Origin of the sequence: Capilliphycus salinus ALCB114379 (assembly GCF_047276495.1) — a bacterium.
GTDB lineage: Bacteria > Cyanobacteriota > Cyanobacteriia > Cyanobacteriales > Microcoleaceae > Capilliphycus > Capilliphycus salinus.
Genome location: NZ_CP178543.1, coordinates 138,139 through 162,202, shown reverse-complemented (window position 1 = coordinate 162,202; position 24,064 = coordinate 138,139). Strand labels below are relative to the sequence as shown.

Sequence of the window (24,064 nt, the reverse complement as noted above, 5' to 3'; positions counted from 1 at the left end):
CCCTCTCCCAAAGATGAGAGAGGGGAGTAGAAATACAGCACAATCGGACTTGAAGGAACATAGGAAACTGTCAAATATCTGATTCCCCCCAGAATTGGGGGGCGAGGGGGGCAATCTAAATCTCTCTCGCCCTCTCCCCCAGCCCCTCTCCCAAAGATGAGAGAGGGGAGTAGAAATACAGCACAATCGGACTTGAAGGAACATAGGAAACTGTCAAATATCTGATTCCCCCCAGAATTGGGGGGCGAGGGGGGCAATCTAAATCTCTCTCGCCCTCTCCCCCAGCCCCTCTCCCAAAGATGAGAGAGGGGAGCAGAAATACAGCAGAATAGGAATTTGACAAAATAGGAAACTTAGAATATCTTATTCCCCCCAGAATTGGGGGGCTAGGGGGGCAATCTCCACAATTGGGCTAGGGGGGCAATCTCAATCCTTGTCGCCCTCTCCCCCAACCCCTCTCCCAAAATTGAGAGAGGGGAGTAGAAATACAGGGGGCAATCTCCACAATTGGGGGAGAGGTCAACATCAACCCCGAGAATCTAGATAAATTTGCCACATTTGTTCGTAGGCTTTTTCCATCTCCCGGGTGAACTGTTTTCCATTCCACAACGGAGCAGTTTGTTTAGATTTTCGCAACTTCCAAGCTACTTGCTGTCTCAACGCTTCATCGGTTCCCAAACGAATACCCCACTCAACATACTCCTCATCGGTCCAAGCAATACCCTCATTAATTCCCGCATTCACCATCATGGTATAACTATTGCGACTCGCAAACTGTTGACCGACACGAGTCACCATTGGGACTTCCATCCACAGCGTTTCTAACGTCGTAGTCGCGCCATTGTAGGGGAACGTATCGAGTACCACATCTGCGATCGCTAAATTGGCTCGATGAATGGCTGACGTTGGTACACCCGATAAAAAAATTAAGCGATCGGGGTTAATTCCCTCATCTTTTGCCAGTTGAATAAAGAACTCTTTGACGATATCTTGTTTCTTGAAACCCTTAATCAAAAAGTAGCTATTCGGGACTTCTTTAAGAATCTCTATCTGCATTTTAGCGGTTTGCGGGTGGTATTTATAACCCATCTGAGAACTGAGATAAATCACCGCATCACCGGGAATCTTTAACTCATCCCGTCGCAACGTTGGCGTTCCCACTTCAAAACCATCCACTGCAATATAAGTTTGTGGAAGCCGCCAAATCTTCTCGCTGTAATAGTCCTGAGCATTTTCTGGCAATACATAAGGATCGGCAATATAGTAGTCAATCGTCTGCACTTCTGAAGCATCCCAACCCAACCAAGTTACCTGAACAGGCGTCGTTTTGGCTGCCATAATTTCACAACTTAGATCTAGAGTTAGGCTATCGAGATCGACTAAAATATCTAACTCATCTTCACTAATTTGATCGGTAAAGCCTCGATGACCTACAGGAAACTGATAGGCTTGATCGACTTGATTCACATACCAATTTTGCAAACTATCTTCTCGACCTTCTGCATTAATTAAATAAGCATAAATTTGAAACTTTTCTCGGTTATAGTGCTTAAATAGCCATCTTGCCAACCATCCAACCGAATGATCTCGCAGACAATAGGAAATATAACCAACCCGCAAAGGTTTATCGGTATTTATAATCGGTGGACGGGAAGCAAGTTTTTGTTTGTATTGGGAAATCGCAGTATCAGCATATCTTTCGATATTCTTTTGACAAATTTGAGCGACTTGTTGCCGTAATTTATTATTAAGCTGCGGATCATCTTGTAAATAGGGCGGAAAAAATAGGGTTGAAAACAGTCGCATTGTCATGTCTTGAGGGAGTTCGGTGGGGTCTAACTCTATCAAAGACTTGAGTAACGTTTGATGGCGTTCTAAAATAGAACTCACTTCAGCCACATATCCACCTCCGGCAGATATTAAGCCTTTTAAAACTAGGTGATTTGCATAAACTTTATCTGCTAAATCTTCACAAACCTCATAACAATGCTTTGCAAGTTCAATCCCTTTGTCAAGATTTTCTGCTTTTTGATAAAGGGTTGTTGTCAGAAACAAAATCGTTTTATTTTCCGGTTGCAACTGGAAAGCCAATTCAGCATATTCAACTGCCAACTCCGCCTGATGATGGGTCATCGAAATTTTATTCGCGGTTGTTTTTAATAAATCGATCAACTCGCTTTGACCGGAAACATAAGGCAAACAAGCTTTGGTGAATTCTAAGGATTGAGGATCTAGAGGGGCATAATTGAGAACGGTTTGTAAAACTAAGAACAACAATTGAGTATCAATTTCTGCTGTTTCTGAAGTAGACTGAAGCCGCTCAAAAACTCCCAATGAAGTCAGTTCTTCTCCGGTATAGGTTTTGAGTAAAACACTCAATGCAATTAAATTTAATAGATTATTGATATCTGTGGGATCGATCTCTCGAATATGTTGCCGAATTGCCCAAGCAACAGCCCAATCTTCTAAATATTCTCGCCGTTGAGCTTCCTTTTTTAAAACCTGGATTAATTCGATTGTCCATTGTTCAACTTCTTCCGGTTCCCCCTCCGCCATTGCAAACAGCCAAGTTGTCTGTGCTTCGGCTTCTTCTCCCTGCAACAGCAGCATCAACCCCAAATTCCAGTAATGGGATTTTACATCGGGTTCGGTTTCTATCGCGGCTTCGTAGAGACGGCTTGCTTGTAGATAATTTCCATCGAGTAGACATTGATTGGCTTGTTGTTGCCAATTTATTGTTTGTGAGTCGGAAGAAGACATTGTTATATTATGTTCCCATTATTTATGATCATACCGTAGGTTGGGTTAAGCCGCAGGCGCAACCCAACAACAACCCAACAACAACCCAACAACAACCGAAAACATTATTGCAATTAGTAGGTTGGGTTAAGCACTAGCGCAACCCAACAACAACCCAACAACAACCCAACAATAACCGAAAATATTATTGCAATTAGTAGGTTGGGTTAAGCGCTAGCGCAACCCAACCACCCAACCACCCAACAACAACCGAAAACATTGTTAGAATTAGTAGGTTCGGTTAAGTTGTAGCGCAACCCAACAACAACCCAACAACACAACAACAACCGAAAACATTGTTGGGTTTCGTTCCTCAACCCAACCTACTGACAAAAAAACAGTGGGTAGCAACCGCCACCCACCTACATTACCAGAAAATTGTCTCAAATCACGAAAGCGGTAAAGGCGTTCACGATGAATCTAGACATCTTCCATATCTATAGTTGCACACTTGGGATCAGCATCAGCTTGAAAACTACCATCTTGTCCCCCAAACTTAGGCACAGCTTCACCTGTATCCTTAGACTGACACAGTACGCTTCTTGATGTTGCTTCTCCACCACCCTGGTCATCAACCTGTATCAAATAAACTGCTCCAAGATAGCCCCGAAGAGCAGAACCCTGCAAAGGTGTGGCTGTACAGTTAACTATAGCAGTACCACCTACCTCACATTGATACGTATAGTTCTCTGTTGCTGTCTTGATACCCACACCGAGAGATGAAATCCCCTCTGTAAATTTACCATTTTCAGTGTAGAAAGCTTGCTGACCTTTGTTAATTGCACTGAGGTATTGTTTCGCTTCAGACTCTTTCGCTTTGTTCGCTTGGTTGAGGAAAGAAGGCAAAGCGATCGCGGACAAAATACCGATAATAATGATAACAACCAGAAGTTCAATTAGGGTGAAACCCTCTTCTTTTTTTCTTTTAGCAACGTGTTGTAAGAATTTTGCTTTAAATTCAGTCTTCATAGTAGTTTCTCCTTAGGGGAAGGATAATGGATCTGTTGTTTTCGTATCCCTAACTTACCCAGTCATTTTCAGTTTCATATCACCCCCCAGAAAATTTTTTGATTTTTCAGGCGGAACGCTCCAAAAGCACGTACAGAAAGGGATCGAGGTCGCTCAAGAGTTCTTTGACTTGCTCAAAAGCGGTCTGTTGACTCACGGGTTCGAGGGTGATGGGGTCAACGGTTCGGATTTTTTGCCATCGTTCCACTAAACTGAGAAAAGGTTGGGGTTCATCCCAGAGGGGAAGCAAACCCGCCACCACGTCGCTTTCTTGGTGAAGCGGTACCATTGTCGGGACTTGAACGTATTTGCTGATCTCAAACGGTCTGCGGGTTTGGACGCATTGAATCAAATCTTCTTTGGCTTTAGAATGTCTGAGTTGGGGGTGTAGATGAACGGTGACGGAGTTCCAGTCGCGATCGCTCCATTCCGACACGGGTTCAACCGGATGAGCGGCACCCGGATGACCGCACCAAAAGTCTAACAAACGGTGAACCGGGTTCAGCAGTTCAAATAAATGGTGCTGTTCCTCAACCGAAAGTTCGGGTAAACTCATCGCCAGAAATGCGGGTAAATTATCCGGTTCTTTAAACAACCCCGTTAAGTCCCAATACCGCCAATTTACCATACTGATAAATTCGAGTTCAGCCTCTCTCAACGCCGCAAAAAGTTCGGGAATAGTTGAACCTTTATCCCCCATTAATAAGTGGTTCGCCAGCATCGCTTCATCACTTTCTTTCGCCCTTTCAGTCCAAGTTTGCCTTTTAATCAACACCTGGTCTTTGAGAGAATTCATCGTTTCTCTAGCGACTTCTATCTCCATTTCACCCGGACTTTCATTCATCAACCCCATAAACTTAAACAGTTCTTGCGCCCGATAATAGGACGCTCTCTGAAAGTAACTGTGAAGATTACTTCTAATAATTCCTTCCGGCTTTAACACCGCTTTCATCGCCTTCAACCCTTCGACGATATCCGGCAATAAATACAGCACTTCATCGGCATTAATATAGTCAAACTCTAACCCCAGTTTGGGTAAATTTTCTATCGGGATAGCGTGAAATTCGCAGTTGGTAAAGCCGTAATGTTCTAATCGTTTTTGCGCCAAATCAACCGATTTTTCCGATAAATCAATCCCGACAATTTTCGCGCCCGGGTTAGCTTCCGCGAGAACTAACGATTTATAACCGCTCCCGCAACCCGCATCTAATATAACTTTGCTTTCGGTATTAATAACTTTTTGATTTCTTAAATAATAGGACGTAATTAAGTTGTGAAGGTAGAGAATATCATAAGCTTCTTTGGGAGATTTTTCTAAGGGGATTTTCGGATAGGGTGCCGAGTCAAATTGTTGACGAATTTTGTTAACTAATTCGGGGTCTTTTTGTTGCATTATTCACCTACTCCCAATATTTTTAATCTGAAAAACGTGAAATATTATTTAACCTTGTATCTGTTGTGTTACGCGATCGCCAGACCGCACGTTACGCGATCGCCAAACTTTGATGATACCATTTTTTAGTGAAATATGATCTCTGTTGACCTCTCCCCCTTCGACCTCTCCCCCAACCCCTCTCCACCTCTCCCCTTGATCCCCCCTTGATCCCCCCTTAAAAAGGCAGGGCCGTTTCATTCTAACAAAATCCAAAGCCTAGACCACCTGTTATTAAGCCATCTTTGACCCTCTGTAATTGACACAAAGCCTAAAAGTCTAAAAAGATTAATTGCAATAGTTTGAAGAATCGATAAATTCGTTCGTGCTTGAAAGTGAGCTATAGAAGAATCATCTTCTTTGAAGATCACATCCTTGACCCAATGCAAGCGATTTTCAATTTGCCAATGACCTTTTATTTTTTCAGAAAAATAATCGGCTTTTTCCCAAACGCTACTGATGTAGTAAGCGACTTGATGATAGTCCTTTTTACCTCTTTTACCCCATCTTTCAACTCGGATTAAGCTTTTAATTTCATACCAACTAGATTTCAGGGAATCTATACTCTTGAAGACAGCTACTTGGCGTTGAATTTGGCGACCATGACTTTTATCTTGCTCTATCTTGATACTCAAAGGCTCTTGATTGTGGGCGACAGACTCTAGAGCTTGATACAATTTTTTTTGATTCTTTTTGACGGTGATTAAGTAGTGATTTTTTGATTCAATAATTTTTTTAACGGTTTGCTTTTGGCAGTGCAAAGCATCCAGAGTAAATACTTGATTCTTCAGGGGAAAATCTTCGATGATTTCTTGGACTTGCTTAATTTCTGAACAGCGTTTGTTCTCAAAGCAATTTAATCCCAATACAACTTGATATTCTTGACTGTACAAGGAAACAAATGAAACAAAGTTTTGATGAGAGTTGCCAAAATTGTCTACAGTGCTGCCTAAGCTTTTGCCATCAATACAGACCCAATCCCTCAAATCATCAGATTCACATAGACTACTAGACCATTGATTAAAAATGTCCTGAAGATTTGACCAGTCTACTCCCATCAGAACTCGTCTTATGGTTGATGAAGATGGAACTTTTGGGGATGAAATCTTAAATTTTTTAACAATTAGCTGTTGATTGGCTTTGGCAAAATCTCCCATCGCTCTATACCCTAAGTATCCCTGCATCGCTGCCAAAATTACTATCAATAGCACCAACCATAATGGATGCCTTCTGCCCTGGCGGCGGCGAAAGTCCTTGACTTTTTTAAGTTCTTTAATTAGACTATCCATAGATAAAATTTAAGAAAAAACTGGCGATTGCTATCATTTTACATCCGGCGCGATCGCCAGTTTTATTGTTCAATTCCCGCCTTTAAGAATCAGAGTGGAACAAGCCGTTTGAGTCAGGCGATCGCTATGTTTTTCTAAGATTTTAGGTGTTCTGAAGAAAAAAGGGGTGAAACTGCTTCCAATTTTAGCTCCTCGCGATCGCAAAATTTTAGAATGAAACAGCCCTGCCTTAAAAAGGGGGGCAAGGGGGGATCGACGGGGGGATTGGGGAGGTTGGTGGGGGTTCGTGGAGGTAACAAAATCGAAAATTGGGATTAAGTGATAAAATCTGTACGAATAGAATTATCCCAACCCGATTTAACCGCTTAACCTCTCCTTTATGGATAATAAAGTCGGATTTCTCCTCAAAGTCTTATTACTTTCAGCAATAGTATCGGTTCTGATTAAATATGTAGGGCCATCTCTCAGCATACCGTTATCGGTAACAAATACATTAATCGCCGTATTTTTTCCCAGTATAGCGATCGCGATAATTTTAACCTGGCGAGCCACCCGCGATTACAGTGAACAGTAAACACTCATGTAGGGGCGGGTTCCCAATTGATGTATCATCTCCCACACTCAACCCATATAAACCCGCCCCGGTTTTGGGTGTAGGGGCGGCTTGGTGTAATGATGTCTGTTACCCACAGATAACCGATATAAACCCGCCCCGGTTTTGGGTGTCCTGTAGGGGCGGGTTCCCAATTGATGTATCATCTCCCACACTCAACCCATATAAACCCGCCCCGGTTGTTGGGTGTCCTGTAGGGGCGGGTTCCCAATTGATGTATCATCTCCCACACTCAACCCATATAAACCCGCCCCGGTTGTTGGGGAAAAATTGTTAACGGGTTGGGGGCGGGTTTATGTAAGTTATTTGCAGGGAAAACAGAGATTTAGGCCGAACCCGCCCCTACAAAACTGTTACCTGTTGCCTGAAAAAACTGGTGACTGCTGAACCCGAAGGGTGACTGGTGACTGTAAAGGGGCGGGTTTATATCAATTTTTGGCTGGAAATGATAGATTGATTGCGAACCCGCCCCTACAACAGTCCTGCCTGTTGCCTATTGCCTCAATTCAACCATGAGAACGATCGCCGAGATTAATGATAAAATTCGCCATAAGGCTGCCGTTGTCTTAACCGCAGAGGAAGTCAAAGCCCGAGTAGCCGAAACCAGTGTCGCCCAAGTTGCTCAAGAGGTGGATGTGATTACCACAGGCACCTTTGAACCGATGGAATCTTCCGGGGCGATCATTAATTTGGGACAGACCGATCCTCCGATTAATATTCGCAACTGTTGGCTCGATGGCGTACCGGCTTACAGTGGGTTTGGGGCGGTCGATTTGTATCTGGGAGCCACTCAAATCGCCGAGAATGGGGATGAATTCGGCGATCGCGGAGGGGGACACGTGATCGAAGATTTAATCGCCGGAAAGCCTGTTTCGCTGCGTTCAACGGGATTGGTCTCGGACTGTTATCCCCGCAATACCTTAGAAACCACCATCAGCCGGGACACAATCAATCAGTTTTATTTATTTAACCCGCGAAACCTGTATCAAAATTTTATTGTTGGCGTAAATGGAGGCGATCGCCAACTGTTTACCTATCTCGGGCCGTTGCAACCCCGTTTGGGAAATGCCGTCTATTCCAATCCGGGGGCGATTTCACCCCTCCTCAACGATCCCGACTTAGAAGTTGTAGGGATCGGCACTCGTATCTTCTTGGGGGGCGGAATTGGCTATATTACCTGGGAAGGAACGCAACACTTTCCCTTACAAAAACGTCTACCGAACCGGACTCCAATCGGCCCTGCGGCAACTTTAGCGGTGATCGGGGATGCCAAACAGATGAATCCCTATTGGGTGCGGGGCTGTTACTTCCGAAACTACGGGCCATCGATCATGATTGGAATGGGAATTCCTTTACCCGTACTGCGCGAAGATGTTGTGGCTCACTGTGCGGTTCAGGATAAAGATATCGTCGCGCCTGTCGTTGATTTTTCCATCCCTCGGCGAGTGCGTCCGACCTTTGGTTTGGTCAGTTATGCTCAACTGAAAAAAGGTCGGATCAGCATCGAAGGTAAACCGGTGCGGACTGCTCCTGTAGCCAGTTTAGCCCGTTCCCGTCAGGTCGCCCAACAACTCAAACAGTGGATCGAATTGGGACAATTTACCCTAACCGAACCCGTCGCCGGAATTCCGATGGATAGAGCCTTTCTCCCGCAAGACGTCTGGGGATCTCAAATCAATCTAGATTGAGAGTCGGCTACAGAAGCAGAGGGTTAACTTTCGGTTTTGGGTTTGGGCTTAACCGGTTTAGAGATGGGGCCGGAGCGACTGGGAGCCGAAGCCGTTTGAGGTTTACCGGGAGGACGAGAGGAACGAGAAAAGTTTCCTCGACCGCCTCCTCTGGGGGGGCCGCCTCCCCGACGTTGAAAGGGTTTCCTGCCTTTTTTAACGGGAATCATGCCAATATCGTGGCTTTCCTGGATCACCAGGTTGTCTTGTTCGAGTTGAACGTGTAAATCCCAGAAATGTCCCACCGCTTTCGGGCCGGCGAAGCCATCGAGTTTGAGTTTGAAGAACTTGGGCTTTTCTTGGTCGCTCCGAGAAGACTGACGAATTTTAACAATAATGTATTTTTCCTCATCCTGAGACTGATAAACCACTTCGCCCCGAATGGAAAAATAACCGTGTTCGATCTCCGGTAAGGCGTTGGGATCGACTGGGGTGGGGGTTGGCGGTTCTACCGGGGTGGCTTCGGCGGTTTCCGAAGGTTGATCGGAGTCCGTCGTTTCCGGTGTGGATGAATCCTCGGCGTCATCGTCTTTTTTGAGGGTTTCGGGTTCCCAAACCCCCATAATTTGAACGTGTAAGTTATCCTGTTTTTGACGAGTGCGGGGATAAACTACCCACAAATGCTCTTGCTCTAGGTCAATATGTTTTTTAACCAAACTCATCACTCGACCCAGAAGAACCGCATCGATCACCGTTCCGTCTGTGGTGAGTAAAATTCCTTGGGTAAACTGATCTTGCGAAGCGGTATATCTACCCCGAACCAAGCCAATTGCTCGATATTGCCGAGGTTCACTCGGAGGGGGAATCGGATGCCACAGACGACTGGAACCATTGAGAAGCTGATCCTCGCTTTCGGAGGAGTCCTCATGGGAGAGTGAAGTTTCATCGGAGGATGCGTTGACCTGTTGTTCCGAAGAAGAATTTTCGGAGATGGCAGTCTGATCCGATGGGGGACTCTCACTCGTTTGCTTTGCACTTATAGGCTGATCTTCGGACATATCAACGGCAGACTCGCTCGATTGAATCGGATGAGATTGGGAGGAATTAGGCATTTGGGAGGATAGATTCGGAGAAGGACTCATAGAACCTGATAGCAGCACAGACATATCCCATTGAGGAATATTAAAAAATTCAGTGGATCTACAACCCTGTCACCTGACACTGAGTTGAAGTTTGACATGGAACTGTGACCCATCGACGAGAGTTGGAGACTGTTTAAAACTGCACCCCGACCTCTCTACAGTTTAGGCTAGTTAGGCATGAAACTCGACAGAACAGTTGTTTGTCAACGATTGTCAGTGGACGGGTTGAAGTCGCAGGCTACCGCTGGTTATTGCTTTGTCGATTTGCCTATTTTACTGAATCCATTTGGCGAACGGACGAATCCGAACGCTTTTAACAAACCTCAGGTCAGCAAATATCTGGGATCAATCTTGATGATCAATCTTGATTAACAGATATTTGAGTAATGGGTCTGCTACTATATTAGCTGCAAGCACAAATGGGTTTATCCAACTTTAGAGGCGAATCTCTGGTACTGGAGAGATCGCAGGGGTTTTATTTTTATGGTAGACAAACGTCGTGGGTTTATTGGTGTCATATTGGTTCTGTCTGTAATTGCCTTTGTCGGATTTTCTATGGGTCCGATTATTGGGAGTATAGTCGGCGCCAACCGTTCCAACAGTCAAACTACCCCAAGCCCCGCTCAAACGGCTCAAGCTAGACAGGCGGACTTGGAGGCTCAGGCACGAGGTTACGAGTTGGTTTTGCAGCGAGAACCCGACAATGAAACCGCCCTGCGGGGTTTTCTCGAAGCTAACTTAGAGTTAATTAGCATGGGTCAGGGCGAGGTCGGCGCTGTGGTTGAGCCGTTACAAAAGCTCTCCCAAATGTATCCCGAGAAGTTTGAATATAGCATTCTGCTGGCTCAGTCTCAACAATATACGGGCGATCTTGAGGGTGCGGCTCAAACCTATCGAAAAATTCTCACTCAACAGCCCGGACAAATTCAAGCTTTACAAGGTTTGGTTAATTTACTTTTGGCTCAAAAACGCCCCGAAGCTGCCATTGGATTGTTACAAGATACCATTAAAGCGGCTCCCCAAGCCAATCAAGCCCAACCGGGAAGTATTGATGAAACTTCCGTTCAGTTGATTCTCGGACAAGTCTACGCCGAACAAAAACGCTATGATGAGGCGATCGCCATTTACGATGAAGCGATCCGCAATAATCAAGAAGATTTTCGTCCCGTCCTCGCCAAAGCTCTGGTTCTCAAAGATCAAGGAAATCTCGAAGAAGCTGAACCCCTATTTGCCAAAGCCTCCGATATGGCTCCCGCTCCCTATAAAGACCAAATTCAACAAGCCGCAGGGATGGTAACAACTCCTCCTCAGTCGGTTGAAGGTGCGGCTTCTCCGACGACAGAGGAGACTCCAAGCACTCCGGAACCGGAAGCGGTGGAAAATACCGAGGAAGTTCCCGAACCGGCCAACTAAGATTACCACTAATTTTTATCAACTGAGCGCTCGACCTGCATAAGCGGCAATTTCCCAGAGATAAGTCAATACAGAACTCTAATACCCATCACACTCACTCAGCTACTATCAACGCACTCTTTCCCCGTGAAAGGGTGTATTTTTTTGGCTTGCTGACCGTCACTCAAACCCCCTTGAGAATCAGCCCAAAATTTGAACAGATCGCCCGCCTGTAACTTTATCAGAGATCGACCTCAAATTTCATCCGTAATTTCTCTAATGTATTGGGTCAAATACCCAAATCAAAATCCGTATTTTCCCCGTAGCCTTGAGCCGAGTAAACCCGATAGAATAGCGGCATATTGCTCAAGCAGTTTCAATGCTCAATCAACCAGATTAAGCCAGTTGCCACCTCCAACAGGCTTAGAGCCTGATTAACGGATTCACAATCGGCGTTCGCAGTCCGAATTCCACCTGAAGTTATATTAACTTAAATTGATATAACTCCGTAAATTTGACCAAAAGCCACCAACTGGAGACTGCATCGCCTGGGTACAAGTTAAACAGAAAGAGGGGAAGATGAAAGAAATGCAGGGGTCTGGAATTTTACCACAACACCCAAGTTCTGAGATAGAGTCGATTCTCTATCCGATTTTAACAACGGGAAAAATCACGCGAAGAGACCAACAAAAGCTGCTGTCTTTTATGTTCTCTAATCCTGAACTTAAGCCCGAAGACCGAAAAAAAATCAATCGAGTTTTTGACAACATCCGCCGAGGTGGATATATCGTTATCGATTGATCGATTTAATTTGCATTCTCCGAGTTTAATTTCTTTAAATTTTGAGGAAATCAACGACTCAAAATAGAGAGAACTTTATCAAAATTTAGGAAAGCAATTTTTCTATTGCCAATCATTCTAATCAATTTAAGATTTCCCGTATAGTTTAACCCCGACTTTATGTAGGGGTTTTTTTTGTCGATTGATTTCTGGGGTTAGCCGCGTTAAACTGAAACTTTACAACCTCCTAATATCAAATCCGGTTGTATATTCAACGAAGAACAGACACCTGAACCGTACCACCGACCGTGAACAGGCTTCGGTCGAACCGCGCTACTCCGCGCCACCGAATAGCAGATCCTTGACCATTGATCCGCAGATCATTTATCATTGACTTAGACCATTGTCAAAACTATTGCGATTCCCTTATAGTCCAATGATAGTCGGTACCACAGAAGCAGCCCATATTTTAAAAATCTCTACCGCTCGACTGCGAGTTCTCCTGAGCGCAGGCCGAGTCCAAGGTGCTTATAAGACCGGGAAAATGTGGCTCATTCCCCTGTTTGACGGCGAACCCATCATTCAGCGAGGGACAAGAGGCCCTGATCCCCGTTGGTGCAATCCAAGATCGCTTCCAAAAACGATTGTTCACGTTAATTCTCAAAGAATTCGGCAAAATCAAAAACACCAGGAACAACTTCCCGTGATTACCGTCAAAACGCGCAACACCAATACTTATGGGCATATTGTCGAAATACCGGGAGGATGTCGTGTCGTCTATTGTCCCGATAAACCTCTCCCTTGTGGTGCCAGGGTTTGGATTGAAACTCTACATGAAGTCAGGATTATCTCTTAGTCAAAATCTCTTGATCTCTCCACACTTTTATGATGGGTATTCAACCAGACTTGATATAAAGATAGATCTTTTAAAAATTCTGAGTCTGCTACAGTATAAAAAACCATGCGGTTAGGAGCCGAACCGATTACCGTGTCTCGAAGCCCTCAGGTTGTTATTGTCGGCGCCGGGTTTAGTGGAATCACCGCTGGCCGACTTCTCGCCCGTGCGGGAGTGAACGTTCTGTTAATTGATCGCAATTGCTATCACACTTTTATTCCCCTTCTTTATCAAGTCGCCACTGGTTTTTTACAACCCCAACAGGTGATTTATCCCGTGAGTCGCATCTTGAAAAATTACCCGCAAGCCCGATTTTTACAGGCGGAAGTTAATGACATTGATTTTGAACGTCAAATTGCTCAAACAGAAGCGGGAGAAATTGACTACAGTTATTTAATTTTGGCGACGGGAAGTCAGCCCCAATTTTCTGGAGTTCCCGGCGCTTCTGAATACGGGAAACCTTTAGTTTCGCTTTCAGATGCGGTAAAATTGCGACAACATTTGCTCGGTTGTATTGAAGAAGCCAAGCAAGAATTGAACGAAGAACGGCGTAAAATGCTGTTAACTTTTGTCGTCGTCGGAGGCGGACCAACCGGGGTGGAAATGGCGGGGGGATTGTGCGAACTTATGAACAGTTTGTTGGCTAAAAAATATCCCCTATTCCGACAACTTTCTCAAGTCATTTTACTGCAATCTCGTGATCGCTTATTGGTCAGTTTCCCGGAAAAACTGAGTCGATATACCGCTCAACATTTACAGAAAATGGGCGTAAAATTGCAATTTTTGACCCGAGTTCAGCGTGTGAGTCGAGAAGGTGTAGAATTAGAAAATGGTACGATAATCCCGACAGCAACGACTATTTGGACGGCTGGAGTTGAAGCCAACCCCGCCACCGATACTAAAAACCTTTCCACCGCCCGCAAAGGAAAAATTGTGGTAGAGCAAACCCTGCAAATTCCCAATTGTAATCATGTTTACGCCATTGGGGATGTTGCTTATGTAAAATTGGGCGATGAACCCTTAGCGGGAGTGGCGCCGGAAGCGTTACAACAAGGGGAAGCAACGGCTCATAATATTCTGCGACAAATGCGGGGCGAACCTCCTCAACCTTTTGAATATATTGATAAAGGTCGAGCGGCAATTATTGGCCGAAATGCGGGGGTTGTGAGCAAGGACGAATTACAACTTCAAGGCATCTCGGGATGGTTAATTTGGTTGGGAATTCACTTGTATTATCTGCCGGGTAAAAGCAATCGTCTGAATGTTGCTTATTGTTGGATTCGCGATTTTTTACAAAAGTCTCGCTTTGTTCAGCCGATTATTCCGCCTTATCCCGAGTTTAAATCTTTTCCTCTTAATGATAAACCGATTTCAACTGTTAGTCAAGGATCTAAACCCATGAAATATATTCCTTTAATTGGACGGGCATTTTTATCGAGTATTTTTCTGTATTCAGCCATCACTAAAATTTTTGGTTTTGCCGCCACCCAAGAAATGATTGCCGCCCGGGGCTTGCCGTTGCCGACATTAATGTTACTGGGAAATATTATCTTTCAATTGATCGGGGGAATTTCATTAATATTGGGATACAAAACCCGAATCGGAGCGGTCATTTTAATTTTATTTTTAATTCCGACAACATTAGTGTTTCATAACTTCCTCGCCGACCCCGGAGAAACAACAGCATTTCTTAAGAATCTAGCGCTAATTGGAGCATTATTAATGATATCATATTTTGGAGCGGGGCCAGTGAGTTTAGATACGGGTAGCCGTTTTGATAAAGTGTAATCGAATCTGAAACCAATTATTCAGATGAACTTCCAGATCGAAAATCTGATTCAAAAAGTTAAGGCTTGGTTTCCGAAAGCTCAAGCCAAAATAGAGGCTCAAGCTGCCGAACTTGAAGCCCGTTTTAATGAGCAGAATTATCTTTCCCTTTCCCCAGAAGAAGTTGCAGATTATCAAAATAAAATAGAGTCTTTATCCTTGCCAGAAGCTTATAAAAATGCAATTAAAACGAAACTTTCAGAGGTTTTAACGCCCTGGGAAAAAAATCAAAATTCTGCCAATCATTTGTTTATTATTTTTAGTCCAGTTGAGCCGACAAAAGCTATTTTTAAGCAAACCTTAGAGGAAGTTAATGATGAAGCTTTACCGATAAAATCTCTAGCTTGGAAAACTCGTCCTGACGACTATGAGACACTTAAAAGTCAGCTTCAAAGCGAAATTGAATCTTCCGAGAACTTGGCGGAAAGTCAGAACCACAACAACTCACAATCTTTAGTGATTATTCCCGATTTGAGTTTATGTTTTTTACGTTGTGTTGAGGGATTAGATAGTGTCGAATACTTGTTTGATTTAATTCTCAAAGATCATTCTCGATTTTGGATAGTGGGTTGTAATCAATGGGCTTGGAACTATTTTAACTATCTCTATAAAGTGAATAGTTGCTTTGAACAGATTTTTCCTTTACCCAGTTTGAATGCAGTTCAATTAAAACAATGGTTAACTCCCCTTTATGAAAGTCTTCCGATAAAATTTGGGGATTATAATGAAGAAAATTCTGAGCATCAAGCCAACGAATGGGATGAAGATCAAAACTGGATTTCTAAAGAGGAAAAGCAATATTTTGAGCGTTTAGCGGATATTTCTGAGGGATTAAGTCAGCCTGCTGCTTATCTTTGGTTAGATTCCCTGCGATATATTAAACAGCAAGAAGAAACAGACTCAACAACCGTAGAACTCCAGGAAAATCAACCCGAAAAACGCTTAATTCTCAAGCGAGCAACTCTCCCCAACTTACCCGAATTGACGAAAGAGGATCAATATTTATTATCTGCCGTTGGCTTACATGGAGAAATCAGTTTGTCTGCTTTAGCCGTGAGTTTAGGAGAGGGGGAAAGGGAGGCTAGAATTCAAGTACAGGCATTATTAAAAACAGGAATTCTTCTGCATAAACAGGGATTCTTACAGTTAACTCCCGGGTATTATTCTCGACTTAAACAAGATTTAATTGACAATCAAATTTTAGCCGGAGAAAAGGATTAATGCTACTTGGATATTTTTTAGCTCAAGCTGCTGACAATACTTTAGAAGATGCTTCTGAACTCCTTTCAGAAATTACAACTTCTAAAATTATTCAAGCTATTATTATTCTGGCGGTTGCTTACGTGGGAATGTTTGCTATCGATAAGTTAATTCATTGGTTAGCAGAAGAAGTTCCTCTGAGATTTCGTTTGAGTGTCAAGCAATCTTTACCGTTTTGGAGAGCGTTTTTACTGGGTTTAGCCAGTATTTTGTTAATCCGATTATTTTTGAAGCTTTCTTCTAGCAATGTTCTGGCTTTAACCGGAACTGTTGCAGTGGCTTTGGGTTTTGCGTTTAAGGATTATATTAGTTCGGTAATTGCGGGAATTATTGCTTTGTTTGAACGTCCGTATCAAGTCGGCGACCGGGTTAAAATAGGAGATGAATATGGGGAAATTGTTGATTATGGTTTGCGAGGAATTCGTTTACAAACCCCGGATGATAATGTTGTTTCCATTCCCCATAATAAAATCTGGACAGAAGCCATTTCAAATTCCAATAAAGGGGATGTAGAAGCTCAAGTTGTCGCCAATTTTTATTTTGAACATAGCGTTGATGTTGACAAAGTGATGAAAATTTTGTACAAGGTAGCCTATACGAGTAAATACACACAATTAATGCTCCCAATTTTGGTAATTATGGATGAAAAACCTTGGGGAACTAATTTCAAGCTCAAATCTTATCCCATTGATGCTCGGGATGAATTTATTTATAAAACTGACTTAATTAAACGAGCCAAACAAACGTTTGCCAAACAAGGAATTTCCTATCCGATGCTGTCCGCTCAATCCTCCGAACTTTGGGAAAATGATTGATAGTTTTCTCGGAAATAACCAACGTTAAAATCTCCGTCTGTCGCTCACATAGTTTATCCAATACGCCGCTACAATTCCCCAAATAGCATTAAAAAGAATCACAAACACCGGAGTCAAACTCCCCAAGTCTAAACCCATCATTCCCTTTTGGGCTTTCAACGGAAAAACGATAAATAACTGTACTAAAGTTGGCCCGATACTCAATAATAATCCCTTGAAAAAAGGTTTATAGGTTAATCCCGGAAGAAAAAATAAAAATCCCCACAAGCCACCCCAAACAATGCGAGGATAAAGCCAAGATGGGGTGAATTGGGGGGCGATGCTAACACCAACAGAAGTGGTAATTCCGAGTAGTCCAAACAGCCAAACCGCGAGACTGTTGATTAAACCGCCCAAACAGCCGGCTGCAAAAAATCGGGTTAATTTTCGGGTGATTGATTTCATGTTAAAGTTAATCTAAGTTTAACAGTCTATTTACTCTTATTTTCTTTTCTCTCAAAATTTATTTTATTAAAGTTTCTGCAAATTATCAAGGTCTATGAATCATCAATTTTCTCGAATGCAGTTTGTTCAATCTCCGATTATTCCCGTCGTTGGTGAACTGATTAACGCCCATCCCGGTACAATATCCTTGGGTCAAGGTGTAGTTTATTATAACCCGCCAACTGAGGCTTTTGAAGCGATTTCTAATTTTGCAAATTCAGACAATCATAAATACAAAGCCGTTGTCGGAATTCAACCGTTACAAGAGGTTATCGCCGCCAAACTCCAAGCCGAAAATCGGATTTTAATTACCGATAAAAACTGTATTGTTGTCACCGCAGGGAGCAATATGGGGTTTATGAATGCGGTTTTAGCGATGACCTCTCCGGGGGATGAAATTATTCTGCAAACGCCCTATTATTTCAACCACGAAATGGCGATTATGATGGCAAATTGTCAGCCTATTTTAGTAGAAACAGACGAACACTATCAACTCCGCCCAGAAGCGATTAAACAAGCGATTACCGAAAAAACAAGAGCGGTTGTAACGATTTCTCCGAATAACCCAACCGGGGCGGTTTATTCAGAAAAAGCCCTGCGAGAAGTTAACGAAATTTGTCGCCAACATGAAATTTATCAGATCAATGATGAAGCCTACGAATATTTCACTTACAACAATATTAAACACTTTTCACCCGGTTCTATTAATAACAGCGAAAATCACACGATTTCCCTGTTTAGCCTTTCCAAAGCCTACGGGTTTGCATCTTGGAGAATTGGTTATATGGTCATTCCCGAACATCTACGTTTTCCCATCCAAAAAGTTCAAGATACTATTTTAATTTGTCCGCCTGTTATCTCTCAGTATGCAGCAATAGGAGCGTTAAAAGCGGGATTAAATTATTGCAAACCGAAAATCAAAGAAATTGCAGAAGTTCGAGAAATCATGTTAGAAGAACTGAGTCAACTGGATTCATTTTGTACGGTTCCCTCAGCAGACGGAGCGTTTTATGTGTTGCTGAAGATTGACACAAATTTACCCGCAATGACATTAGTTGAAAAACTGATTCAAGAGTTTAAAGTTGCCGTTATTCCCGGTACAACTTTCGGAATAACCGAGGGGTGTTATTTGCGGGTTGCTTACGGAGCGTTACAAAAAGAAACCGCAACCGAAGGAATTCAACGATTGGTAAAAGGATTAAAACAATTAGTTTGATTATCCCAAAAAACCCGGTTTAGACAAGAAACCGGGTTGTTGATTTAAAGTTTATGAAATCAACCGATTTTTAAAATACTACTGAGTTAAACTGCTTGCACAAGCCACCCCAATATCGAAAATTTCGGCGGGAGGTTCACCACTTTGATTCATTTCCTCGGAAACTTGAACAAACTCCTCAAAAGTATATCGACTTTGAAACTGTTCTAAGGTACAATTGCATAAAGATTTTGATTGTTGTTCGGTCAAACCTTGAGCCATTGAACCTTGCATACAAGCGCCCAAATAAGCCTCAGTCACCTCTTGAGGATAAGGATTTTTTCGGTTGTATGAAGCCGGTTGTGCGTTCACATCCGCAACAGCCCCATAGCCAACAATACCCAACAAAATCATAACCGGATGAACGATAGAAAGTTTTAAGATTTTCATGGTCTTTTTGAGATTAATCTAATGTTAGATGAAATTATATGATATCCGACTAATCAATAATTATTCTGTAGGGGCGGGTTCTGCAATATCTTGACTACTACTGAGAGATTCAGATAAACCCGCCCCGACCCGATAACACGCATTAATCAACCGGATATCATATTAGATGAATTACAATCGAGATAGCTTCATTATTCACTTAATTTTTATGAGCCATCACCCAAGCAAACCCTCAGTATTCAGACGTAGACTTTCTCAAAAAGTTCTACTGATGATTTTGGGAATTTTGCTCATTGTAACTTCACTGCGACTTATTCCTCAATTAATAGCTTTACCCTCAGCCGCCCAAAAACCTGTGGATACCTTTTTTGTTTTGGGTGGAAGCATCAAGCGAGAAATTTTTGTCTCGGAGTTGGCGGTACAGTTTCCCAACACTCGAATTTTAATTTCAACGGGTTCTGATGACCCCTGTACGTTAAAACTATTTCAACGAAATAACGCCCCTATCGAACAGGTTTGGTTAGAAAAATGCGCCAATTCAACCTTTAGTAATTTTGTCTTTTCTCAACCGCTTCTGAGTCGGTGGAAAGCCCGTCATATTCAGTTAATAACTTCTAAAAGTCATCTGACTCGGGCGCTGTGGATGGCGCAAATTATTCTCGGATCTCATGGAATTTGGGTAGAACCTAAACTCGTTCCTGAAACTGGAATTCCGGGAAACCGAGAATCTATTATTAAAACCGCACTTGATGTAACTCGGGCTTTAATTTGGGCGTTCATTAGTCAAATTGTTCAACCCAATTGTTCTAATGTCGTTCAACTTCCTAATATTAATCTAAAACAATGGTGTGAAGATGGATTTTCCTGTGAATATCAAGGTAAAATTAACACCGAAGCCATTTGTAAACCCTTTCAATAATTACACCTGAAAAACCCGCCTTCTCAGAGAAAGCGGGTTTCTTAGCCCGCCAATACAGGCGAGGCGTGGCAATACCGAAAAGAAAAAGATTAAGACATCGCTTGAATGATAAAGTCAAAATAAGGCGCCGCTTCACCAGCATCACCTTCATCTAACAGTGCTAAAGAAGCATCCTTCAAACAGCGAATTGCCTCAACCATTCCGGGCATCGGAACCCCGAGAGAATTGTACATCTCTTTGACGCCAATTAAGCCAATGCTTTCAATGGGGTCTTTGTCTCCCGAAAGAATCCCGTAAGTAATTAAGCGCAGATACCAACCATAATCCCGCAGACATAAGGCTCGCTCCCGTTGTCCGAAAGCGTTACCGCCAGGGGAAATGAAGTCAGGACGCTTTTTCCAGAGTTGACCGCTGGCGCGATCGACAATTTTCTTTTCGTTTTCAGACAACGTGGTGGCGATCCGCACCCGTTGTTCCCCCGTTTTTAAAAAGTCACTGATCGCTTGGAGTTCACCAGTGCTAGGATAACGGAGTTCATCGTCGGCTTTGAGAATAACTTGGCTTACTACAGTCATCTGTAATTAGAATTTGTCAAGATAACATTAAGTAGTTTAGCGATTCTCGGATACACAAACCAAGATGTCGCCAATTTTAACAAAGGGGTGAGTAATAATTCTTATTGCCCTTTGTGTAAAAGCAAGACCAAATAGGCGCGAATTGCAAGAGGCAATACTCCGGGGCGGGTTTATACAAATTGTTTCTGGGAAGACAGAGATTTTTGCCGAACCCGCCCCTACGTGAACTTTCGGGGGGGTTTATATAAATTGTTTCTGGGAAGACAGAGATTTTTGCCGAACCCGCCCCTACGTGAACCTCACGACTTCTATTTTATCCCCAACTTTTTAACATGACTGATACTGACTGGAAACCGGGTCAACAACTTGAACTGGAAATTACTGACTTAACCGACACAGGCGACGGTTTAGGACGCCATCAACAACGGGTGGTGTTCGTTCCCGATACGGTTCCTGGCGATCGCATTGTAGCCCGTCTGCTGCACGTTAAGCGCCAATACGCGATCGCGAAACTGGAGCAACTCCTGACGCCTTCTGACCAACGCATTCGTCCGGCTTGTATTGTTGCCGATAAATGCGGGGGTTGTCAGTGGCAACATATCGATTATGACACCCAACTGAGGACCAAACATCATTTAGTCGTTGAAGCGTTAGAACATATTGGCGGCTTTCCCCAACCGCCTGTCAGCCCCATTTTAGCCTCGCCTTCGCCCCTGCATTATCGCAATAAAGCCACCTATCCCCTGAGTCGGTCATCGACAGGTCAAGTCCGGGCGGGATATTATCAAAAAGGCTCTCATCGTCTGATTAATCTCAACCAATGTCCGGTACAAGATGAACATCTCGATCCCTTCTTGGCGAATATTAAACAAGATATTCAAAAGCAGGGCTGGTCGATTTATAATGAACAGGAACATCGGGGGATTATCCGACATCTGTCGCTGCGGATCGGACGGCGAACCGGTGAAATTTTATTAACCCTGATCGCCACTCGTCCCTTACCCCGACTCGAAGAACAGGCCGAAACTTGGTTACAACAATATCCTCAGTTAGTTGGGGTTTGTCTGAATATTAACGCCGATAAAACGAACGTGATTTTTGGAGAAAAGACTCAGGGTATCAAGGGTCAAGGGTTTCTCAGAGAAGAATTTGCCGGGTTGACGTTTCATCTGACCCCAGAAACGTTTTTTCAGGTGAATACAGAAGCCGCCGAGACGGTTTTGAAAGTCATTCAAAAGCAGTTAAACTTACAAGGATCGGAAATTGTCATTGACGCCTATTGTGGCATCGGAACGTTAACGCTACCCATTGCCAAACAATTACAGTTACTCGCTTCGTCCCCAGAAAAAACCCCACAAAAACAGGTGATTGGCATAGAAGTACAAGCCTCCGCCATACAGCAAGCTTACCAAAATGCTCGGTTAAATGGGATTGATAATGTCGCGTTTGAAGTGGGAACCGTACAAAAGGTTTTATCTCGCTTGGGTCTAAAACCTGATATTATTTTATTAGATCCGCCCCGCAAAGGATGCGATCGCCAAGTTCTAGAGAGTTTGTTAAACTTACAACCGACTCAAATTGTTTATGTTAGTTGTAAACCCGCAACTCTCGCCCGTGATTTGAAAATACTTTGTGAAAATGGAGTTTATCACCTAACCCAAGTTCAACCCGTTGATTTCTTTCCCCAAACCCCTCACGTTGAATGTGTCGCCTTTTTACAGTTAACACTGTAGGGGCGCGCCTCCGTCAAAATCGATGTTTTCCCACCAATAACATTGATAAACCCGCCCCGGACATGGGAAGATGGGGAAGTCGCGGCGGGTTTATACAGATAATTGATAATAGACAGAGATCAATTCCGAACCAGTCCCAACCCGTTATTAAATTTTCCCCGACTCTGGGGCGGGTTTATATCAGTTGTCTGTGGGAGGTTATGAATTAATTCGGAACCCGCCCCTACAAAACTGTTGCCTGTTGCCTCTTGCCTGTTGCCTTTATTGATTCCATGCGTATTTCTATTCAAGCTTTGTATAACCTCTATCGCACTGTCATCCGCAACCCCAAATATCGGGGATGGGTAATTTTAGGGACGTTGGTCTATTTACTGAGTCCGTTGGATATCTCACCCGACCTCATCCCAATTTTAGGACAAGTTGATGATGTGGTTTTGTTGACAATTTTGTTTTCCGAAGTGTATCAGATGTTTGTTGATTATACCCGTTCTTTAACCGGTCAGACTTCCGAAGACAACCCCAACACAGAAGTTAATCAAAGTTCGTCTTCAAGTTCAACCGTTGTTGATGTTGAAGCCGAAACCCTAGAATGAATGATGAATTTTCTCGACTTGGGAGAGTTCTATTCGTTATCTGTGGGACAGTAGAGAATAAAAAACCCAGTAACTCATAAGAAACCGGGTTTTTGGGTGGTACCTCACAGCGTCCCTACAAACCCGAAACCCAAAACCGGACAGCCGTGACTTTTGTAGTTTCTTCTCAAAAGTTTTAAGAAAACTTACACAAAGAGAAGGAATTCTCAAGTTTATAGTATGATTTTATTGGAATAGTCTAGGTAAAACTTCTAGAGCATCGGTTGGGTTACAAAAAAACGGATTCTGTTTCTAGGAATCACCCCCAGAAACGGAGAGCTTTTTCGGATCTATATTCATCGGACAGTAACCTGATACCAATTCTTTATGAAGCTGCATCTAATTGATCTCCCCGGCTTCGCCTACGCTCCCACCCCCCTTAATAAGGGGGGATCAAGGGGGGATTGGGGGGTTGGGGGGGATCATCAAAAGTTGCATGATTAGAAAGAAATGGTATGAGTTTGATCAGCACGCTAACCGAGGTTCTGGTTAAGGAAATCACCGCTTTTGAGGGAAACTGACCCGAAAAACAATAACGGCGAGGTTTTCCCGCTGTCGGTGAGATTTTCTGCATTCTATTTCCTCAATGCCACTGTCAAACCGATGGGAGGTCGCCAGATGTTTACAAAAATCCTTGTGGCTATCGATCTGTCAACCGTGAGTGAAAGCCTGTTTGAGAAAGCCTTATCATTGGCAAAATTCTATCAAGCTGAGTTAATGTTACTTCATGTTCTGTCTCACGACGAACAGGGGAGTCCCATTGTCGAAGGAATAACCGGTTTAAACTACTACGAGATGGTAGAATTAGAAACGATCAAAAGCTATAAAAAACGATGGCAAGAGTACATTGAAACGGGTTTAGAAAGACTGACAACCTACGCAACTCAAGCGACAGAAGCCGGAGTCGCCAGCGAATATTCTCAACCGATGGGTAAACCGGGTCATCAAATTTGTGAAGCGGCTAAAGAATGGAATGCGGATCTGATTATTATCGGACGTCGAGGTTATTCCGGCTTGAGCGAGTTAATTTTAGGAAGTGTCAGCAATTACACGCTTCATCATGCTCATTGTTCCGTTTTAATCGTACAATAACCTTCGCGGAGTTAATGAATCAAATTCGATCCGAGGAACTTGGGCTGCAATTTAACAGACAATTCC

21 protein-coding genes are annotated in these 24,064 nt (G+C 43.3%); 13 read left to right on the top strand and 8 right to left on the bottom strand.

Annotated features, from left to right (window positions below):
* Window positions 1-525: 525 nt before the first annotated feature.
* From ACL6C3_RS00750 to ACL6C3_RS00735, 4 genes are all read right to left on the bottom strand, one after another.
* Window positions 526-2,760: an O-linked N-acetylglucosamine transferase, SPINDLY family protein gene (locus tag ACL6C3_RS00750; protein WP_413164405.1), complete on the bottom strand. Its 2,235-nt coding sequence runs from the start codon at window positions 2,758-2,760 to the stop codon at window positions 526-528.
* Window positions 2,761-3,219: 459 nt separating this feature from the next.
* Window positions 3,220-3,768: a type IV pilin-like G/H family protein gene (locus tag ACL6C3_RS00745; RefSeq protein ID WP_413164404.1), complete on the bottom strand. Its 549-nt coding sequence runs from the start codon at window positions 3,766-3,768 to the stop codon at window positions 3,220-3,222.
* A gap of 106 nt (window positions 3,769-3,874) precedes the next feature.
* A complete protein-coding gene (locus ACL6C3_RS00740; RefSeq protein WP_413164402.1) occupies window positions 3,875-5,200 on the bottom strand; it encodes a class I SAM-dependent methyltransferase in 1,326 nt (441 codons plus the stop codon).
* 236 nt (window positions 5,201-5,436) lie between these two features.
* Entirely contained in the window at window positions 5,437-6,528 is a 1,092-nt protein-coding gene (locus tag ACL6C3_RS00735; protein ID WP_413160293.1) for an ISAs1 family transposase, read from the bottom strand.
* A 379-nt stretch (window positions 6,529-6,907) separates the two neighbouring features.
* On the opposite strand from ACL6C3_RS00735, the gene ACL6C3_RS00730 reads away from it, so the two are divergent.
* Together ACL6C3_RS00730 and ACL6C3_RS00725 are read left to right on the top strand one after the other, a co-directional pair.
* Window positions 6,908-7,102: a hypothetical protein gene (locus ACL6C3_RS00730; protein ID WP_413164401.1), complete on the top strand. Its 195-nt coding sequence runs from the start codon at window positions 6,908-6,910 to the stop codon at window positions 7,100-7,102.
* A gap of 551 nt (window positions 7,103-7,653) precedes the next feature.
* Window positions 7,654-8,829, top strand: a complete 1,176-nt coding sequence (locus tag ACL6C3_RS00725; RefSeq protein ID WP_413164400.1) for a homocysteine biosynthesis protein — start codon at window positions 7,654-7,656, stop codon at window positions 8,827-8,829.
* Window positions 8,830-8,852: 23 nt separating this feature from the next.
* Here ACL6C3_RS00725 and ACL6C3_RS00720 read toward each other — a convergent pair whose 3' ends face one another.
* On the bottom strand, window positions 8,853-9,950 hold the full coding sequence (locus ACL6C3_RS00720) for a hypothetical protein (RefSeq protein WP_413164398.1): 1,098 nt from the start codon (window positions 9,948-9,950) through the stop codon (window positions 8,853-8,855).
* Between the two features lie 483 nt (window positions 9,951-10,433).
* Here ACL6C3_RS00720 and ACL6C3_RS00715 point away from each other — a divergent pair, with 483 nt between their 5' ends.
* From ACL6C3_RS00715 to ACL6C3_RS00690, 6 genes are all read left to right on the top strand, one after another.
* Window positions 10,434-11,363 carry a tetratricopeptide repeat protein gene (locus ACL6C3_RS00715; protein WP_413164397.1) on the top strand — a complete coding sequence of 310 codons (930 nt, stop codon included), beginning with the start codon at window positions 10,434-10,436 and terminating at the stop codon, window positions 11,361-11,363.
* 558 nt (window positions 11,364-11,921) lie between these two features.
* The gene (locus ACL6C3_RS00710; RefSeq protein WP_413164396.1) at window positions 11,922-12,143 is read left to right on the top strand and encodes a hypothetical protein; all 222 of its coding nucleotides are present in this window, start codon (window positions 11,922-11,924) and stop codon (window positions 12,141-12,143) included.
* 415 nt (window positions 12,144-12,558) lie between these two features.
* Entirely contained in the window at window positions 12,559-12,978 is a 420-nt protein-coding gene (locus ACL6C3_RS00705; RefSeq protein WP_413164394.1) for a DNA-binding protein, read from the top strand.
* A gap of 105 nt (window positions 12,979-13,083) precedes the next feature.
* A complete protein-coding gene (locus ACL6C3_RS00700; protein WP_413164392.1) occupies window positions 13,084-14,805 on the top strand; it encodes an FAD-dependent oxidoreductase in 1,722 nt (573 codons plus the stop codon).
* Between the two features lie 24 nt (window positions 14,806-14,829).
* On the top strand, window positions 14,830-16,065 hold the full coding sequence (locus tag ACL6C3_RS00695; protein WP_413164391.1) for a hypothetical protein: 1,236 nt from the start codon (window positions 14,830-14,832) through the stop codon (window positions 16,063-16,065).
* The gene (locus ACL6C3_RS00690) at window positions 16,065-16,919 is read left to right on the top strand and encodes a mechanosensitive ion channel family protein (protein WP_413164389.1); all 855 of its coding nucleotides are present in this window, start codon (window positions 16,065-16,067) and stop codon (window positions 16,917-16,919) included. Before ACL6C3_RS00695 ends, ACL6C3_RS00690 begins: the two co-directional genes overlap by 1 nt.
* 24 nt (window positions 16,920-16,943) lie before the next feature.
* On the opposite strand, the gene ACL6C3_RS00685 is transcribed toward ACL6C3_RS00690, so the two are convergent.
* A complete protein-coding gene (locus tag ACL6C3_RS00685) occupies window positions 16,944-17,363 on the bottom strand; it encodes a hypothetical protein (RefSeq protein WP_413164387.1) in 420 nt (139 codons plus the stop codon).
* 94 nt (window positions 17,364-17,457) lie between these two features.
* Between ACL6C3_RS00685 and ACL6C3_RS00680 the strand changes: the two genes are divergently transcribed.
* Window positions 17,458-18,618, top strand: a complete 1,161-nt coding sequence (locus tag ACL6C3_RS00680) for a pyridoxal phosphate-dependent aminotransferase (RefSeq protein WP_413164385.1) — start codon at window positions 17,458-17,460, stop codon at window positions 18,616-18,618.
* A 78-nt stretch (window positions 18,619-18,696) separates the two neighbouring features.
* Here the strand turns inward: ACL6C3_RS00680 and ACL6C3_RS00675 are convergent, their stop codons facing one another.
* Window positions 18,697-19,047 (bottom strand): hypothetical protein, encoded by a 351-nt coding sequence (locus tag ACL6C3_RS00675; protein WP_413164384.1) that lies wholly within the window; start codon window positions 19,045-19,047, stop codon window positions 18,697-18,699.
* 166 nt (window positions 19,048-19,213) lie between these two features.
* On the opposite strand from ACL6C3_RS00675, the gene ACL6C3_RS00670 reads away from it, so the two are divergent.
* Complete coding sequence (locus ACL6C3_RS00670) at window positions 19,214-19,966, top strand: YdcF family protein (RefSeq protein WP_413164382.1); 753 nt, start codon at window positions 19,214-19,216, stop codon at window positions 19,964-19,966.
* Window positions 19,967-20,055: 89 nt separating this feature from the next.
* Here the strand turns inward: ACL6C3_RS00670 and ACL6C3_RS00665 are convergent, their stop codons facing one another.
* The gene (locus tag ACL6C3_RS00665; RefSeq protein ID WP_413164380.1) at window positions 20,056-20,541 is read right to left on the bottom strand and encodes an allophycocyanin; all 486 of its coding nucleotides are present in this window, start codon (window positions 20,539-20,541) and stop codon (window positions 20,056-20,058) included.
* A gap of 332 nt (window positions 20,542-20,873) precedes the next feature.
* Here ACL6C3_RS00665 and rlmD point away from each other — a divergent pair, with 332 nt between their 5' ends.
* The 3 genes from rlmD (at window position 20,874) to ACL6C3_RS00650 (ending at window position 23,998) form a co-directional block, all read left to right on the top strand.
* Window positions 20,874-22,274: a 23S rRNA (uracil(1939)-C(5))-methyltransferase RlmD gene (gene rlmD, locus ACL6C3_RS00660; protein ID WP_413164379.1), complete on the top strand. Its 1,401-nt coding sequence runs from the start codon at window positions 20,874-20,876 to the stop codon at window positions 22,272-22,274.
* A gap of 272 nt (window positions 22,275-22,546) precedes the next feature.
* Entirely contained in the window at window positions 22,547-22,867 is a 321-nt protein-coding gene (locus ACL6C3_RS00655; protein WP_413164377.1) for a YkvA family protein, read from the top strand.
* A gap of 657 nt (window positions 22,868-23,524) precedes the next feature.
* On the top strand, window positions 23,525-23,998 hold the full coding sequence (locus tag ACL6C3_RS00650) for a universal stress protein (protein ID WP_413164375.1): 474 nt from the start codon (window positions 23,525-23,527) through the stop codon (window positions 23,996-23,998).
* Window positions 23,999-24,064: the final 66 nt, after the last annotated feature.

Bases quoted from the DNA above. Each gene is read 5' to 3' on its own strand.
- ACL6C3_RS00750 (WP_413164405.1), bottom strand. From the start codon at position 2,760: ATGTCTTCTTCCGACTCACAAACAATAAATTGGCAACAACAAGCCAAT.
- ACL6C3_RS00745 (WP_413164404.1), bottom strand. From the start codon at position 3,768: ATGAAGACTGAATTTAAAGCAAAATTCTTACAACACGTTGCTAAAAGA.
- ACL6C3_RS00740 (WP_413164402.1), bottom strand. From the start codon at position 5,200: ATGCAACAAAAAGACCCCGAATTAGTTAACAAAATTCGTCAACAATTT.
- ACL6C3_RS00735 (WP_413160293.1), bottom strand. From the start codon at position 6,528: ATGGATAGTCTAATTAAAGAACTTAAAAAAGTCAAGGACTTTCGCCGC.
- ACL6C3_RS00730 (WP_413164401.1), top strand. From the start codon at position 6,908: ATGGATAATAAAGTCGGATTTCTCCTCAAAGTCTTATTACTTTCAGCA.
- ACL6C3_RS00725 (WP_413164400.1), top strand. From the start codon at position 7,654: ATGAGAACGATCGCCGAGATTAATGATAAAATTCGCCATAAGGCTGCC.
- ACL6C3_RS00720 (WP_413164398.1), bottom strand. From the start codon at position 9,950: ATGAGTCCTTCTCCGAATCTATCCTCCCAAATGCCTAATTCCTCCCAA.
- ACL6C3_RS00715 (WP_413164397.1), top strand. From the start codon at position 10,434: ATGGTAGACAAACGTCGTGGGTTTATTGGTGTCATATTGGTTCTGTCT.
- ACL6C3_RS00710 (WP_413164396.1), top strand. From the start codon at position 11,922: ATGAAAGAAATGCAGGGGTCTGGAATTTTACCACAACACCCAAGTTCT.
- ACL6C3_RS00705 (WP_413164394.1), top strand. From the start codon at position 12,559: ATGATAGTCGGTACCACAGAAGCAGCCCATATTTTAAAAATCTCTACC.
- ACL6C3_RS00700 (WP_413164392.1), top strand. From the start codon at position 13,084: ATGCGGTTAGGAGCCGAACCGATTACCGTGTCTCGAAGCCCTCAGGTT.
- ACL6C3_RS00695 (WP_413164391.1), top strand. From the start codon at position 14,830: ATGAACTTCCAGATCGAAAATCTGATTCAAAAAGTTAAGGCTTGGTTT.
- ACL6C3_RS00690 (WP_413164389.1), top strand. From the start codon at position 16,065: ATGCTACTTGGATATTTTTTAGCTCAAGCTGCTGACAATACTTTAGAA.
- ACL6C3_RS00685 (WP_413164387.1), bottom strand. From the start codon at position 17,363: ATGAAATCAATCACCCGAAAATTAACCCGATTTTTTGCAGCCGGCTGT.
- ACL6C3_RS00680 (WP_413164385.1), top strand. From the start codon at position 17,458: ATGAATCATCAATTTTCTCGAATGCAGTTTGTTCAATCTCCGATTATT.
- ACL6C3_RS00675 (WP_413164384.1), bottom strand. From the start codon at position 19,047: ATGAAAATCTTAAAACTTTCTATCGTTCATCCGGTTATGATTTTGTTG.
- ACL6C3_RS00670 (WP_413164382.1), top strand. From the start codon at position 19,214: ATGAATTACAATCGAGATAGCTTCATTATTCACTTAATTTTTATGAGC.
- ACL6C3_RS00665 (WP_413164380.1), bottom strand. From the start codon at position 20,541: ATGACTGTAGTAAGCCAAGTTATTCTCAAAGCCGACGATGAACTCCGT.
- rlmD (WP_413164379.1), top strand. From the start codon at position 20,874: ATGACTGATACTGACTGGAAACCGGGTCAACAACTTGAACTGGAAATT.
- ACL6C3_RS00655 (WP_413164377.1), top strand. From the start codon at position 22,547: ATGCGTATTTCTATTCAAGCTTTGTATAACCTCTATCGCACTGTCATC.
- ACL6C3_RS00650 (WP_413164375.1), top strand. From the start codon at position 23,525: ATGTTTACAAAAATCCTTGTGGCTATCGATCTGTCAACCGTGAGTGAA.